The organism is Rathayibacter sp. AY1F4 (assembly GCF_002931775.1).
GTDB lineage: Bacteria > Actinomycetota > Actinomycetes > Actinomycetales > Microbacteriaceae > Rathayibacter.
The window spans coordinates 1-12,219 of sequence record NZ_PSVE01000035.1 but is presented as its reverse complement, the minus strand read 5'-3'; the positions used below and the strand labels follow the sequence as shown (position 1 = coordinate 12,219).

Here is a 12,219-nt window from a genome sequence, read left to right as displayed (position 1 = left end):
AGCCGACCGCGAGGAGCCGCGCAGGGAGCGGCCCAACCCACGAGCCGTCGTGGGAATCGCGTGCCAAGCGATTCACCCGCGGCGAACGCGCCCCGCTCCACCCATCGCAACCACCTCGCGAAGCCGACCGCGAGGGGCCGCGCAGGGAGCGGCCCCGCAACGAACACCGCCGCGTGCCAAGCGATTCCCGCGCGGCGAACGCACCCCGCTCCACCCATCGCGACCACCTCTCCAGGCCGACCGCGAGGAGCCGCGCAGGGAGCGGCCCAACCCACGAGCCGTCGTGGGAATCGCGTGCCAAGCGATTCACCCGCGGCGAACGCGCCCCGCTCCACCCATCGCAACCACCTCCCCAAGCCGACCGCGAGGAGCCGCGCAGGGAGCGGCTCCTTAAGAGCGCAGCCGCTCGAGCACGACCGCGGCGAGCGATTCGGCGAGGCGGTCGGCCGTCTCCTGCGTCTTCGCCTCGACCATGACGCGCACCATCGGCTCCGTGCCGGAGGGGCGCAGGAGCACGCGGCCGTCGCTGCCGAGCTCGGCGGTGGCGTCGGCGACGGCGGAGGCGATGACCTCGTCGTCGCGGACGCCCTCGCGGTCGACGCCGCGCACGTTGAGGAGGGTCTGCGGGAAGACGGACATGACGGCGGCCAGGTCGGCGATGGTGCGTCCGGTCCGGGCCATCTCGGCCGCGAGCTGGAGGCCGGTGAGCACGCCGTCGCCGGTGGTGGCGTAGCGGCTCATGATGACGTGGCCGGACTGCTCCCCGCCGAGCGAGTAGCCGCCGTCGTTCATCGCCTCGAGGACGTAGCGGTCGCCGACCGCGGTCTCGATGACGCGGATGCCGGCGTCGCGCATGGCGAGCTTGAGGCCGAGGTTGCTCATGACGGTGGCCACGAGGACGTCGTCGCGGAGGGCGCCGCGGCGGGCCATGGCGGTCGCGAGGATCGCCATGATCTGGTCGCCGTCGACGATGCGGCCCTCGGCGTCCACCGCGAGGCAGCGGTCGGCGTCGCCGTCGTGGGCGATGCCGATGTCGGCGCCGGCCGCGCGGACGGCGTCGGCGACGTTGTCGAGGTGGGTGGAGCCCACTCCGTCGTTGATGTTGAGGCCGTCGGGGTCGTTGCCGATGACGGTGACGGTCGCTCCGGCGTCGGTGAACACCTGGGGCGAGATGCCGGCGGCGGCGCCGTGCGCGCAGTCGATGACCACGTGCAGGCCGTCGAGACGGGTGCCCTCGAGGGATCCGAGCAGGTGGAGGACGTAACGGTCCTCCGCGTCGGAGAAGCGGGTGATGCGGCCGACGTCGGCTCCGGTCGGCGTGAGCGGCGGGACTCCGAGGGCCGCTTCGATGCGGTTCTCGAGCTCGTCCGGGAGCTTGCGTCCGCCGGCGGCGAAGAACTTGATGCCGTTGTCGGCGGCGGGGTTGTGCGAGGCCGAGATCATCACGCCGAAGTCGGCGTTCTCGTCGGCGATGAGGTAGGCGGTGGCGGGCGTCGGGATGACGCCGGCGTCGAGCACGTCGACTCCCGCGCTCGCGAGACCCGCCGCGACCGCGGCTCCGATGAACTGACCGGAGATGCGGGGGTCGCGGGCGAGCACGGCGACGGGCCGACGGCCCTCGGCCCGGGCGGCCGCTCCGAGTACACGGGCGGCCGCCTGGGCGAGGCCGAGAGCCAGGTCGGCCGTGACCTCGCGATTAGCGAGGCCACGGACGCCGTCTGTTCCGAACAGGCGCGGCATGGTGCGCAGTCCCTTCTCGAGCTGCTGGTCGTGCGGCCGTCAGGCCGCGTCGACTAGCGCTTCGAGAACTGGGACGCCTTGCGGGCCTTCTTGAGACCGGCCTTCTTGCGCTCGATGACGCGGGCGTCGCGGGTCAGGAAGCCCGCCTTCTTCAGGATCGCGCGGTTGTTCTCGCGGTCGATCTCGTTGAGAGCACGGGCGATGGCGAGGCGCAGCGCGCCGGCCTGGCCGGAGGGGCCGCCGCCGGTGATCTTGGCGACGACGTCGTAGGAGCCGATCAGGTCGAGCACCTTGAAGGGGTCGGTGATCAGCTGCTGGTGCAGCTTGTTGGGGAAGTACTCCGCGAACTCGCGGGCGTTGACGGTCATGCCGCCGTTGCCGGGGACGAGGCGCACGCGGGCGATGGCCTGCTTGCGTCGGCCCACGGCTGCGCCGGAGACGTTGAGGACGGCGCGGGGCGTCGTGGACGCCTCGGTGGCCGGGCTTTCGGTGGAGTAGCTCTCGGGAGCCACGTCGATCTGGTCTGCGATCTTCGCCACGGTGTAGGTGATCCTTTGTCTTCGAAGTCTGGGGTGTCGGGGAGGGCCGGAGCCTACTGGGCGACCTGGGTGAAGGCGTACGCCTGCGGCTGCTGGGCCGCGTGGGGGTGCTCGGATCCCGTGTAGACCTTCAGCTTGCGCAGCTGGGCGCGGCCGAGGGAGTTCTTGGGGAGCATGCCGCGGATGGCCTTCTCGACGGCGCGGACCGGGTTCTTCTCGAGGAGCTCGGCGTACGTGGTGGCCGAGAGGCCGCCCGGGTAGCCGGAGTGGCGGTAGGCCTTCTTCTGGAGGAGCTTCTGGCCGGTGAGGGCGACCTTCTCCGCGTTGACGATGATGACGAAGTCGCCCATGTCCATGTGCGGCGCGAAGGTGGCCTTGTGCTTGCCGCGCAGGAGCGCCGCGGCGTGGGTGGCGAGACGGCCGAGCACGACGTCGGACGCGTCGATGACGATCCAGTCGTGCTGGACGTCAGCCGGCTTCGGAGAAAAAGTGCGAGTCACGTGAGTGCTGCTTTCTGGTCGGAGTGAGGTGTTCGTGGATCCCGCTCCGTGGCCGTTCGACCCGCGAGGGGCCGAACCGATCCGGTGGAGGGCTCAACTTCGGGCGCTCGGCACACGGCCGAAAACACCAAGGGTCGACATTACAGCAAAGCCCCCGTGCGGCCAAGCACGGATCGTGGCGGCAGGGGCTCCGGCGGCGGGAGGTGCGGCCCGGGCCGCCACGGGTCGCGGGGCGCGGTCGCGCGCCCTCGCCTCACTCCGAGTCCTCCGGGTCCGGCCCCTCGGTCCGCACGGTGCGCTTCGCCCGGGTGAGCAGGGCCCGCTCGGCGAGTGCGTCGTCCTCGGGGTAGTCGACCTCGCGGAGGATGAGGCCGCGGGCCGGCATCACCGCGAACGCGTTGGTCCGTCGGGCGGCGTCCCGGAGCAGCGGGACCGCCCCCGCCTCGAGCTTGCCGGCGCCGACCGCCACGCACGCCCCCACGAGGGCCCGCACCATGCTGTGGCAGAAGGCGTCCGCGCGCAGGTGGGCGTGCAGGACTCCGTCGGCGTCGCGCTCCCAGGTGAAGTCGAGCAGGCTCCGGATGGTGGTGGCCCCTGCGCGGGCACGGCAGAACGACGCGTAGTCGTGCAGGCCCAGGAGCGAGCGGGCCGCGGCCGTCATCGCGTCGAGGTCGAGGGAGTCGGTGATCCAGGTGGTGTACGTGCGGTCGAGCGGGTGGCGCATCGAGGAGGCGTCGGCCAGCCGGTACTCGTACCGCCGCCAGCGCGCCGAGAACCGCGCGTCGAACCCCTCAGGCGCCTCCGTCACCCGGTGCACCGAGACGTCGGTGTACTGCCCGAGGATCCCGCGGAGCCGCCGCTCCAGGATCGACGCGGGCGGGAACGGCTCCTCCCCCGGTCGGCGCCTGCCGCTGCTGATGCGGCCCCACTGCTCGGGGGTGAGGTCGACGTGGGCGACCTGGGCGCTGGCGTGCACGCCGACGTCGGTGCGCCCGGCGACCGTCACGGTCGGGTGCTGCTCGGAGCGCAGGACCAGGGCGAGCGACTCCTCGAGCACCCCCTGCACGGTGCGGAGGCCGGGCTGCTTGGCCCAGCCGGAGAAGTGCGAGCCGTCGTAGGCCAGGTCGAGGCGGACGCGGTGGAGCATCAGACGAGTCTAGAGCGCGCCGTGGTCGCGGCTCAGGCGACCGCGAGCGGGACGTCGACGGTCGCCAGGGCCGAGACCGCCCAGCCGACCAGCGTCGACTGCTCGCCGACCGAGGAGACGATCCGCGCCTCCCAGCCGCCTGCGAGCACGGCCAGCTCGGAGGGGGCGGAGGCGATGCCCTGCACCCAGTAGGCGGCCGTGCCCAGCGAGACCGGCACGGCGCCGAGCGCCTCGCCCGCACCGGTGAAGGTCTCGACGAGGGGCCCGCGGTGCAGCGTCAGCACGACGACCGGGTCGCCGCCGTCGACGGCGTAGGAGCACGTGTCTCCCGCGGCGGTGATCGACACGGTGCCCGCCGTCAGGCCGGCCTCCTGCTCGACGAGGGAGGCGGGGAGAGCGGTCGCGCAGTCCACACCCTCGCTCGACGGCACGGAGGGCACGGTCGGTGCGGCCGACGGTACCGGAGGCGTGCTCGCGAGGCCCGCCGACTCCGGCACGTCGATCACCTCGCCGGAGGCGCAGCCGCTCACTCCGGCCGCGAGTGCCAGTGCGAGGAGCGCCGCAGCGGCCGAGGAGCGCAGTCGCACAGGAGTCCTCCGAGGATCGTCGGGGCGGTCCCCGGGAGCGCCGGTCGTGACGCGGCCGCACCCGACGAGCGCAGCCGTGCCATCGTAAGCGACGATTCGCGCCAGTCGGCCCCGTGGAACGACGAGAGCCCCCCGCCCCGGAGGGGACGGAGGGCTCTCGTCAGAGGGGGGCGTGACTACTTGGTCGCGCCGGTCTCCTCGACCGGAGCGTCCTGCGCGGCGTCCTCGACGGGAGCGTCCTGCACGGGCGCCTCCTCGACGGGGGTCTCCTCGGCAGTGGTCTCCTCGGCGGGGGCCTCGTCCACCGGAGCGGACACGGGCGCCGTGGCGGTGCGCGACTTCTTCGCCTTGGGGGTGACGGGCTCGAGGACGAGCTCGATCACGGCCATGGGCGCGTTGTCTCCCTTGCGGGGGCCGATCTTGGTGATGCGGGTGTAGCCGCCCTCGCGCTCGGCGACGAGCGGAGCGATCTCGGTGAAGAGCTCGTGGACGACCGACTTGTCGCCGATCGTCGCGAGGACGCGACGACGGGCGTGCAGGTCGCCGCGCTTGGCGAAGGTCACCAGGCGCTCGGCGAGGGGACGAAGGCGCTTGGCCTTGGTCTCGGTCGTCTTGATGCTCTTGTGCGTGAACAGGGCCGCGGCCAGGTTCGCCAGCAGCAGGCGCTCGTGTGCGGGTCCGCCTCCGAGGCGGGGGCCCTTGGTGGGCTTGGGCATGGGTTTACTCCAGTACTAAAGGGGTGTCAGCAGGTCGGACGCGGGGAGCCGGGGCTCCGGAGCGGAGGACCTAGATGCTCTCGTCGTCGTAGCTGTAGAAGTGGGCGCCGTCGAACCCGGGGACCGAGTCCTTGAGCGACAGGCCGAGCTCCGTCAGCTTCTCCTTGACCTCATCCACCGACTTCTGACCGAAGTTGCGGATGTTCATGAGCTGCGTCTCCGAGAGGGCGACGAGCTCATTGACGTTGTTGATGCCCTCGCGCTTGAGGCAGTTGTAGCTGCGCACCGAGAGGTCGAGGTCCTCGATGGGCATGGACAGCTCGGTCGAGAGGACCGCGTCGACCGGCGCGGGGCCGATCTCGATGCCCTCGGCCGCGTTGTTCAGCTCGCGGGCGAGACCGAACAGCTCGGTCAGCGTGCGTCCGGCGGAGGCGATGGCGTCGCGCGGCGAGATCGCGGCCTTCGTCTCCACGTCCACGACCAGGCGGTCGAAGTCGGTGCGCTCGCCGGCACGGGTGGCCTCGACGCGGTAGGTGACCTTCAGCACGGGCGAGTAGATCGAGTCGACCGGGATCTGGCCGGCCTCGGAGAACTCGCTGCGGTTCTGGGTCGCCGAGACGTAGCCGCGGCCGCGCTCGATCGTGAGCTCGAGCTCGAACTTCGCCTTGTCGTTCAGCGTGGCGATGACGAGCTCCGGGTTGTGGATCTCGACACCGGCCGGAGCCGAGATGTCCGCGGCGGTGACCTGGCCGGCTCCCTGCTTGCGCAGGTAGGCGGTGATCGGCTCGTCGTGCTCGGAGGAGACGACGAGTCCCTTGATGTTCAGGATGATCTCGGTGACGTCCTCGCGGACGCCCGGGACGGTCGTGAACTCGTGCAGGACTCCGTCGATCCGGATGCTGGTGACAGCGGCGCCGGGGATGGAGGACAGCAGGGTGCGACGCAGCGAGTTGCCGAGCGTGTAGCCGAAGCCGGGCTCGAGGGGCTCGATGACGAAGCGGGAACGGAACTCCGAGATGTTCTCCTCGGTGAGCGTCGGACGCTGTGCGATAAGCACTGATGATTCCTTTCGATCACGTGTCCGCTATATGACACGTGCGTTTGCGAGGTGTGGAGTTGTGAAAGAAATGCGCGATCCGCCGGCCGGCCGCACTCCCCGCCCGGGGGCGGTTCGTGCGGCCGGCCGACGGCTGCGAGTGCTGCTTAGACGCGACGACGCTTGGGCGGGCGGCAGCCGTTGTGCGCCTGCGGGGTGACGTCGTTGATCGAGCCGACCTCGAGGCCTGCGGCCTGGAGCGAGCGGATCGCGGTCTCACGACCCGAGCCAGGGCCCTTCACGAAGACGTCCACCTTCTTCATGCCGTGCTCCTGAGCCTGGCGCGCGGCCGACTCGGCGGCGAGCTGGGCGGCGAACGGCGTCGACTTGCGCGAGCCCTTGAAGCCGACTCCACCGGACGAGGCCCAGCTGATGACGGCCCCGGAGGGGTCGGTGATCGAGACGATGGTGTTGTTGAACGTCGACTTGATGTGGGCCTGGCCCACAGCGATGTTCTTCTTCTCCTTGCGGCGCGGCTTGCGCGCGGCCGACTTGGGGGTAGCCAATTCTGTATCTCCTCTAGGTCCGTGTCGCCCGCGTTACTTGCGGCCGGCCTTCTTCTTGCCGGCGACGGTGCGCTTGGGTCCCTTGCGGGTGCGCGCGTTCGTCTTGGTGCGCTGTCCACGGACCGGGAGGCCGCGACGGTGGCGGAGGCCCTCGTACGAGCCGATCTCGACCTTGCGGCGGATGTCGGCGGCGACCTCGCGGCGGAGGTCGCCCTCCACCTTGTAGTTGCCCTCGATGTAGTCGCGGAGCGAGACGAGCTGGTCGTCGCTGAGGTCCTTGACGCGGATGTTGCCGTCGATCCCGGTGTCGCTCAGGGTCTTGAGCGCGCGAGTGCGGCCGACACCGTAGATGTAGGTCAGTGCGACCTCCACGCGCTTCTCGCGCGGGATGTCTACTCCTGCCAGACGTGCCATTGTGGCTTCTCCTGTGAGTGAGTGGAGGTGTGAAGCAGCACCGGTGCCTCGGCCTCCGACCGAAGGTGTCCTCGCCGTCCACCCCGGGGTCGCCGGGGTGCTGCGCGATTTCTGGTGCTGCGGGTGTGTTCAGTTGTGCAGTGGGGGCGGCACGCCGCCCCTGCGCTCCCTCGCGGAAGCAGCGGGACTAGCCCTGGCGCTGCTTGTGGCGGGGGTTGCTGCTGCAGATGACCATCACGTTGCCGTGGCGGCGGATGATCTTGCAGTGGTCGCAGATGCGCTTGACGCTGGGGTTGACCTTCATTGTTCTTGTCCTTGTTTTCGCTGGCGTCGTGCTCCCGGCGGATGCCGGGGCCGTTCCTTACAGGACACGCACGTCGCGAACGTCAGCGGAGCGAACGTCTACTTGTAGCGGTAGACGATCCGGCCGCGGGTCAGGTCGTAGGGGCTCAGCTCCACGATCACCCGGTCCTCGGGGAGGATCCGGATGTAGTGCTGACGCATCTTGCCCGAGATATGGGCGAGAACTTTGTGTCCGTTGGTCAGCTCCACGCGGAACATCGCGTTGGGGAGCGCCTCGACAACCGCACCTTCGATTTCGATGACACCGTCTTTTTTGGCCATAGCCTCACTGTCGTTCGGAAGTAGTGTGTGTACTGGTCGTGCGAATGTTTCCGCGACGAGCCACCACCGGGCGAGAGCCCGGATCGGGGTTCGCGGGCATGCCGGAGCACGCGCAAAACACCAAGGGTCGATGCTACGCGAATCGCGGCCGCTCCGCCACCTCGGGCGTGTCGCCCCCTCCTCCGCCTCCGCGCCCGACGCGCGCCCCCTGCCGGGCCCTGCGTCCGCCGCCGCCTAGGCTGGCTCCGTCGAGCCGGAGGGAGAGCACATGGCGCGCACGACGAGGTCAGCGACCGCGAGGCGGAGCTGGTACTCGCACCCGGTGGTGACGATCCTGGCGGCGATCGCGGTCATCGCCCTGGTGCAGACCTTCTTCGTGAAGGTGTACACGGTGCCGACCGGATCGATGGAGAACACCCTCCAGGGCGGCGGGTTCTTCGGCGACCGGATCCTGGTCGACCGCACCCTCGCCCTCCAGGGCGGGCCGGAGGAGGGGCAGATCGTCGTCTTCTCGCGCGACGCCGACTGGGGCGCGAGCGACGAGGCCGGCAGCCCCCTCTCCGAGATCGTGAAGACGTTCGGCGACGTCACCAGCATCGGCCCCTCCCACGAGGAGTTCCTCGTCAAGAGGCTGATCGCCGAGGGGGGCCACACCGTCTCCTGCTGCGACGCCGAGGGGCATGTGCTGGTCGACGGGAAGCCGCTGGACGAGTCCTACGTGTTCGAGGACTTCCCCTTCACCCCCGGGACCCTCGACTGCACGACGAGCCCCGCGTCCCTCCGCTGCTTCGACGAGTACACCGTCCCCGAGGGCTCCCTCTTCGTCCTGGGCGACCACCGGTCGAACTCCAACGACTCGCTCGGCGAGTGCCGCGGCGCCGGCGGGCCGATCGACACGTGCGTGAAGACCGTGCCAATCGACAGGGTCACCGGACGCGTCTTCGCCGTGGCCTGGCCGCTCACGCGCTGGCGGCTGTTCTAGCGCTTCGCCCGAGCCGCCGCAGACGACGAAGGTCCCCCGCGGGAAGCAGGGGACCTCGTCGTCGTTCACCGCCGTGCGGCCACGGGACTAGCAGCGGACGACCGCCACGACCCGGTCGAAGAGCGGGTGCTCGGCCGTGAGGCCGGTGACCTCCGCCACGAACTCCTCCGGGGTGAGCGCGGCCAGCTTCTCGTGGAGCTCCACGCTCTGGGGGTCCTCGGGCACGTCGAAGCGCAGCGCGGCGCCGATCGCGGCGAGCAGGCCCTCCGGCGTGCGCCCGCGCTCGGCGAGCTCGGCCGCCGGTCCGATGAAGCGCTCGTGCCGCGACAGCTTCCGCAACGGCTGGCGTCCGACCCGGTCGACCGTGTCGGTCAGGTACGGGTTGGCGAAGCGCTTCAGCGTCTTCTCGAGGTAGGCCTGCTGCTCCTCGTCGCTGAAGCCGTGCTTGGCCACGATGAGCGCCTTGGTGTCCTCGAGCGCGGCCTTGACCGCGTCGTGCACCTCGGGCATCGCCAGCGCGTCGGAGAGCTTGTGCGCTCCGGCCGCGAAGCCGGTGTAGGCGGCCGTCGCGTGGCCGGTGTTCACGGTGAAGAGCTTCCGCTCGATGAACGGCTCGAGGTCGTCGACCCAGGTCGCGCCCGGGATCTCCGGCTCGGTGCCCTCGAACGGAGTGCGGTCGACGACCCACTCGAAGAAGCTCTCCACCGTCACGTCCAGGCCCTGGCCCGGGTCCTGGTTGGGGACGATGCGGTCCACCGCGGTGTCGGCGAAGACGGCGCGGGTGCGCAGGCGCTCCCACTCGTCCGCACCGAGGTTCGCGGCGACCTCGGTCTGCAGGAGGCGCGTGGCGTTGATCGCGTTCTCGCAGGCCATGACCGCCAGCCGCGGCGCCGACTCGTCGCGGGCCGCGAGGCCCTTCGCGATCACGGGGGCGACGAAGCGCAGGATGTTCGGGCCGACGGCCGTGGTGACGATGTCGGCGGCGGCGATCTCGCGGACGAGAGCCTCCTCGTCGGCGGCCGAGTCGATCGCGCGGAAGCGGTTGACGACGTGCGTGGCCGCCTCCTCCCCCACCTCGTGCACCTCGTAGCTGTCGGCAGCGGCGAGGCGGCCGATCAGCTCGGAGTTGACGTCGGCGAAGACGAGCTCGTAGCCGGCGCCGTGCAGGATCAGGCCGACGAAGCCGCGGCCGATGTTGCCGGCGCCGAAGTGGACGGCGGTGGGCATCAGGAGTTGACCTCGCCCAGCAGGCTGTAGAGCGACTGCGCGTCCGGAGCGTCGAGGAGCTTCTGCACCTCGTCCTCCTCCGAGAAGATGATCGCGATCTTGGAGAGGATCTCGAGGTGCTCGTTGTCGACGCCGGCGATGCCGACGACGAAGCGCACCTCGTTGCCGTCCCAGTCGATCGGCTGCGCATAGCGCACGAACGAGAGGGCGGAGGAGCGGATCTCGTCCTTCGCGTCGTTGGTGCCGTGCGGGATGGCGAGCAGGTTGCCCATGTAGGTCGAGACGGTCGCCTCGCGGGCGAGCATGGCCTCGTAGTAGGCGGGGGTGACCGCGCCGACGCCGACCAGCATGTCGGCGGCCTCCTTGATGGCGGCCTCCTTCGTGGTGGCGGTGCCGGAGGCGTCGATCTGTCCGATGGTGAGCACGTCGCTCATGGGGTGCGTCCTTCCGTGGAGGTGCTGACAGCGAGGGAACCCGCAGGGGCGAGCGGAGCGTGTCCGCTCTGTCGCACCCTACGGGTTCCCTCCGAATGGTTGGCGTACTACTTGCCGTGCTGCTCCGCGACCAGCGAGACGACCTCGTCGTACTTCGGGCTGTTCATGAAGTTGTCCACGGAGACGTGGATGGCGCCCGGAGTGCGCTGGCGGGCGCGCTCCGTGAGCTCGGCCTGGGTGATGACCAGGTCCACGTCGTCCTCGAGAGCGGCGATCGCCTTGTTGGTGACCGTGACGTCCTCGAAGCCCGCCTTCTTCATCTTGTTCCGCAGCACCGAGGCGCCCATCGCGGACGAGCCCATGCCGGCGTCGCAGGCGAAGACGATGTTCCGGACCTGGGTCGCGGTGGCCGTGGCCCCCGCGGTCGAGGCGCCGGCCGAGTCCTGCGGAGCGTTGGCACCGCGGGCGTTGATGAGCGAGCCGACGGCGCTCTCCTTGCCCTTGTTCGCCTCGTTGGCGGCGACGGCGGCGGCGAGCTTGTCGTCGCCCTCCTGCTCCGCGGCCAGGTCGCGCTTGCGGCCGGACCGGATGATGACCGAGGCCACCAGGAACGACACGGCGGTCGCGAGGATCACCGAGAGGATGACGCCGAGGAAGCTGTCGTTCGCGGTCTGCAGGAGCACCGCGATGATCGAGCCGGGCGAGGCGGGGGCGCGGAGGCCGGAGTTGAACGCGACGTTCGTCGCGACACCGGTCGCACCGCCGAGGATGACGGCCGCGAGGAGCGCCGGCTTCATCAGCACGTACGGGAAGTAGATCTCGTGGATGCCGCCGATGAAGTGGATGATCGCCGCACCGGGAGCCGAGGCGCGGGCCGCGCCGATGCCGAAGAATGCGAAGGCCAGGAGCACGCCCATGCCGGGGCCGGGGTTGGCCTCGAGGAGGAAGAGGTAGGACTTGCCCGCCTCCTCCGCCTGCTGCACGCCCAGCGGCGTGAGGATGCCGTGGTTGATGGCGTTGTTGAGGAAGAGGATCTTCGCCGGCTCGATGAAGAGCGAGGTCAACGGGAGCAGGCCCGCGTTGACCAGGAACTCCACACCCGCGCCGAGGGCGGTCGAGAGGCCGACCACGAGCGGCGCGACGCCCGCGAAGGCGAGGAGCGCGAGGAGGAGGCCGAGGATCCCGGCGGAGAAGTTGTTGACCAGCATCTCGAAGCCGGGCTTGATCCTGCCGTCCCAGATCGAGTCGACCTTCTTCATGAGCCACGCCGACAGCGGGCCCATGATCATGGCGCCGATGAACATCGGGATGCCGGCGCCGACGATGACGCCCATGGTCGCGATGGTGCCGACCACGCCTCCGCGGGCGCCGTAGACCATGCGGCCGCCGGTGTTCGCGATGAGGAGCGGGAGGAGGTAGGTGATCATCGGGGCGACGAGGCCGGTGTTGACCACGTCGGGATCCGTGCTCCAGCCGCCGAACTGCTGGACCCAGGTGGCGTCGATGCCGAGGAGCGGGAGCCATCCGGTCTGGATGAAGAGGGCCGTGATGAAGCCCCAGGCGATGAAGGCCGCGATGTTCGGCATGACCATTCCCGAGAGGAAGGTGCCGAAGCGCTGGACGTGGACGCGCGCTCCACCGCGCGTCGACGTCGCTGACGTCGTTGTCATGTGGTGTGTTCTCCGATTTCTAGGGGCGGGCGGGCGG

The 12,219-nt window shown here is 70.3% G+C and carries 15 protein-coding genes; 1 reads left to right on the top strand and 14 read right to left on the bottom strand.

Annotated elements, in window-relative coordinates:
- Positions 1-390 precede the first annotated feature (390 nt).
- From glmM to infA, 11 genes are all read right to left on the bottom strand, one after another.
- Positions 391-1,740 carry a phosphoglucosamine mutase gene (gene glmM / locus C5C59_RS16230; protein ID WP_104251130.1) on the bottom strand — a complete coding sequence of 450 codons (1,350 nt, stop codon included), beginning with the start codon at positions 1,738-1,740 and terminating at the stop codon, positions 391-393.
- A 53-nt stretch (positions 1,741-1,793) separates the two neighbouring features.
- Positions 1,794-2,279, bottom strand: coding sequence for a 30S ribosomal protein S9 (rpsI, locus tag C5C59_RS16225; RefSeq protein WP_104225004.1), 486 nt, complete (start codon positions 2,277-2,279; stop codon positions 1,794-1,796).
- Positions 2,280-2,332: 53 nt separating this feature from the next.
- Positions 2,333-2,779 (bottom strand): 50S ribosomal protein L13, encoded by a 447-nt coding sequence (gene rplM, locus C5C59_RS16220; protein WP_104225003.1) that lies wholly within the window; start codon positions 2,777-2,779, stop codon positions 2,333-2,335.
- A gap of 253 nt (positions 2,780-3,032) precedes the next feature.
- Entirely contained in the window at positions 3,033-3,926 is an 894-nt protein-coding gene (locus C5C59_RS16215; RefSeq protein WP_104238770.1) for a tRNA pseudouridine(38-40) synthase TruA, read from the bottom strand.
- A gap of 32 nt (positions 3,927-3,958) precedes the next feature.
- Positions 3,959-4,513, bottom strand: coding sequence for a hypothetical protein (locus tag C5C59_RS16210; RefSeq protein ID WP_104238769.1), 555 nt, complete (start codon positions 4,511-4,513; stop codon positions 3,959-3,961).
- A gap of 176 nt (positions 4,514-4,689) precedes the next feature.
- On the bottom strand, positions 4,690-5,229 hold the full coding sequence (gene rplQ, locus C5C59_RS16205; RefSeq protein WP_104225000.1) for a 50S ribosomal protein L17: 540 nt from the start codon (positions 5,227-5,229) through the stop codon (positions 4,690-4,692).
- Between the two features lie 70 nt (positions 5,230-5,299).
- Positions 5,300-6,286, bottom strand: coding sequence for a DNA-directed RNA polymerase subunit alpha (locus C5C59_RS16200; RefSeq protein ID WP_104224999.1), 987 nt, complete (start codon positions 6,284-6,286; stop codon positions 5,300-5,302).
- A 146-nt stretch (positions 6,287-6,432) separates the two neighbouring features.
- Positions 6,433-6,831 carry a 30S ribosomal protein S11 gene (gene rpsK / locus C5C59_RS16195; RefSeq protein WP_055787170.1) on the bottom strand — a complete coding sequence of 133 codons (399 nt, stop codon included), beginning with the start codon at positions 6,829-6,831 and terminating at the stop codon, positions 6,433-6,435.
- A 33-nt stretch (positions 6,832-6,864) separates the two neighbouring features.
- Positions 6,865-7,245 (bottom strand): 30S ribosomal protein S13, encoded by a 381-nt coding sequence (rpsM, locus tag C5C59_RS16190; RefSeq protein WP_068251511.1) that lies wholly within the window; start codon positions 7,243-7,245, stop codon positions 6,865-6,867.
- 187 nt (positions 7,246-7,432) lie between these two features.
- Positions 7,433-7,549 carry a 50S ribosomal protein L36 gene (gene rpmJ, locus C5C59_RS16185; RefSeq protein WP_055787164.1) on the bottom strand — a complete coding sequence of 39 codons (117 nt, stop codon included), beginning with the start codon at positions 7,547-7,549 and terminating at the stop codon, positions 7,433-7,435.
- Positions 7,550-7,647: 98 nt separating this feature from the next.
- Entirely contained in the window at positions 7,648-7,869 is a 222-nt protein-coding gene (gene infA / locus C5C59_RS16180; RefSeq protein ID WP_022883252.1) for a translation initiation factor IF-1, read from the bottom strand.
- Between the two features lie 268 nt (positions 7,870-8,137).
- On the opposite strand from infA, the gene lepB reads away from it, so the two are divergent.
- Entirely contained in the window at positions 8,138-8,851 is a 714-nt protein-coding gene (gene lepB, locus C5C59_RS16175; protein ID WP_104224998.1) for a signal peptidase I, read from the top strand.
- Positions 8,852-8,938: 87 nt separating this feature from the next.
- Here the strand turns inward: lepB and C5C59_RS16170 are convergent, their stop codons facing one another.
- The 3 genes from C5C59_RS16170 to C5C59_RS16160 form a co-directional block, all read right to left on the bottom strand.
- Positions 8,939-10,078, bottom strand: a complete 1,140-nt coding sequence (locus C5C59_RS16170) for a mannitol-1-phosphate 5-dehydrogenase (RefSeq protein ID WP_104238768.1) — start codon at positions 10,076-10,078, stop codon at positions 8,939-8,941.
- Positions 10,078-10,512, bottom strand: coding sequence for a PTS sugar transporter subunit IIA (locus tag C5C59_RS16165; RefSeq protein WP_104224996.1), 435 nt, complete (start codon positions 10,510-10,512; stop codon positions 10,078-10,080). Before C5C59_RS16165 ends, C5C59_RS16170 begins: the two co-directional genes overlap by 1 nt.
- A 107-nt stretch (positions 10,513-10,619) precedes the next feature.
- On the bottom strand, positions 10,620-12,182 hold the full coding sequence (locus C5C59_RS16160; protein WP_104238767.1) for a PTS mannitol transporter subunit IICB: 1,563 nt from the start codon (positions 12,180-12,182) through the stop codon (positions 10,620-10,622).
- Between the last annotated feature and the right edge of the window lie 37 nt (positions 12,183-12,219).

Bases quoted from the DNA above. Each gene is read 5' to 3' on its own strand.
- glmM (WP_104251130.1), bottom strand. From the start codon at position 1,740: ATGCCGCGCCTGTTCGGAACAGACGGCGTCCGTGGCCTCGCTAATCGC.
- C5C59_RS16215 (WP_104238770.1), bottom strand. From the start codon at position 3,926: ATGCTCCACCGCGTCCGCCTCGACCTGGCCTACGACGGCTCGCACTTC.
- rplQ (WP_104225000.1), bottom strand. From the start codon at position 5,229: ATGCCCAAGCCCACCAAGGGCCCCCGCCTCGGAGGCGGACCCGCACAC.
- rpsM (WP_068251511.1), bottom strand. From the start codon at position 7,245: ATGGCACGTCTGGCAGGAGTAGACATCCCGCGCGAGAAGCGCGTGGAG.
- rpmJ (WP_055787164.1), bottom strand. From the start codon at position 7,549: ATGAAGGTCAACCCCAGCGTCAAGCGCATCTGCGACCACTGCAAGATC.
- infA (WP_022883252.1), bottom strand. From the start codon at position 7,869: ATGGCCAAAAAAGACGGTGTCATCGAAATCGAAGGTGCGGTTGTCGAG.
- lepB (WP_104224998.1), top strand. From the start codon at position 8,138: ATGGCGCGCACGACGAGGTCAGCGACCGCGAGGCGGAGCTGGTACTCG.
- C5C59_RS16170 (WP_104238768.1), bottom strand. From the start codon at position 10,078: ATGCCCACCGCCGTCCACTTCGGCGCCGGCAACATCGGCCGCGGCTTC.
- C5C59_RS16165 (WP_104224996.1), bottom strand. From the start codon at position 10,512: ATGAGCGACGTGCTCACCATCGGACAGATCGACGCCTCCGGCACCGCC.
- C5C59_RS16160 (WP_104238767.1), bottom strand. From the start codon at position 12,182: ATGACAACGACGTCAGCGACGTCGACGCGCGGTGGAGCGCGCGTCCAC.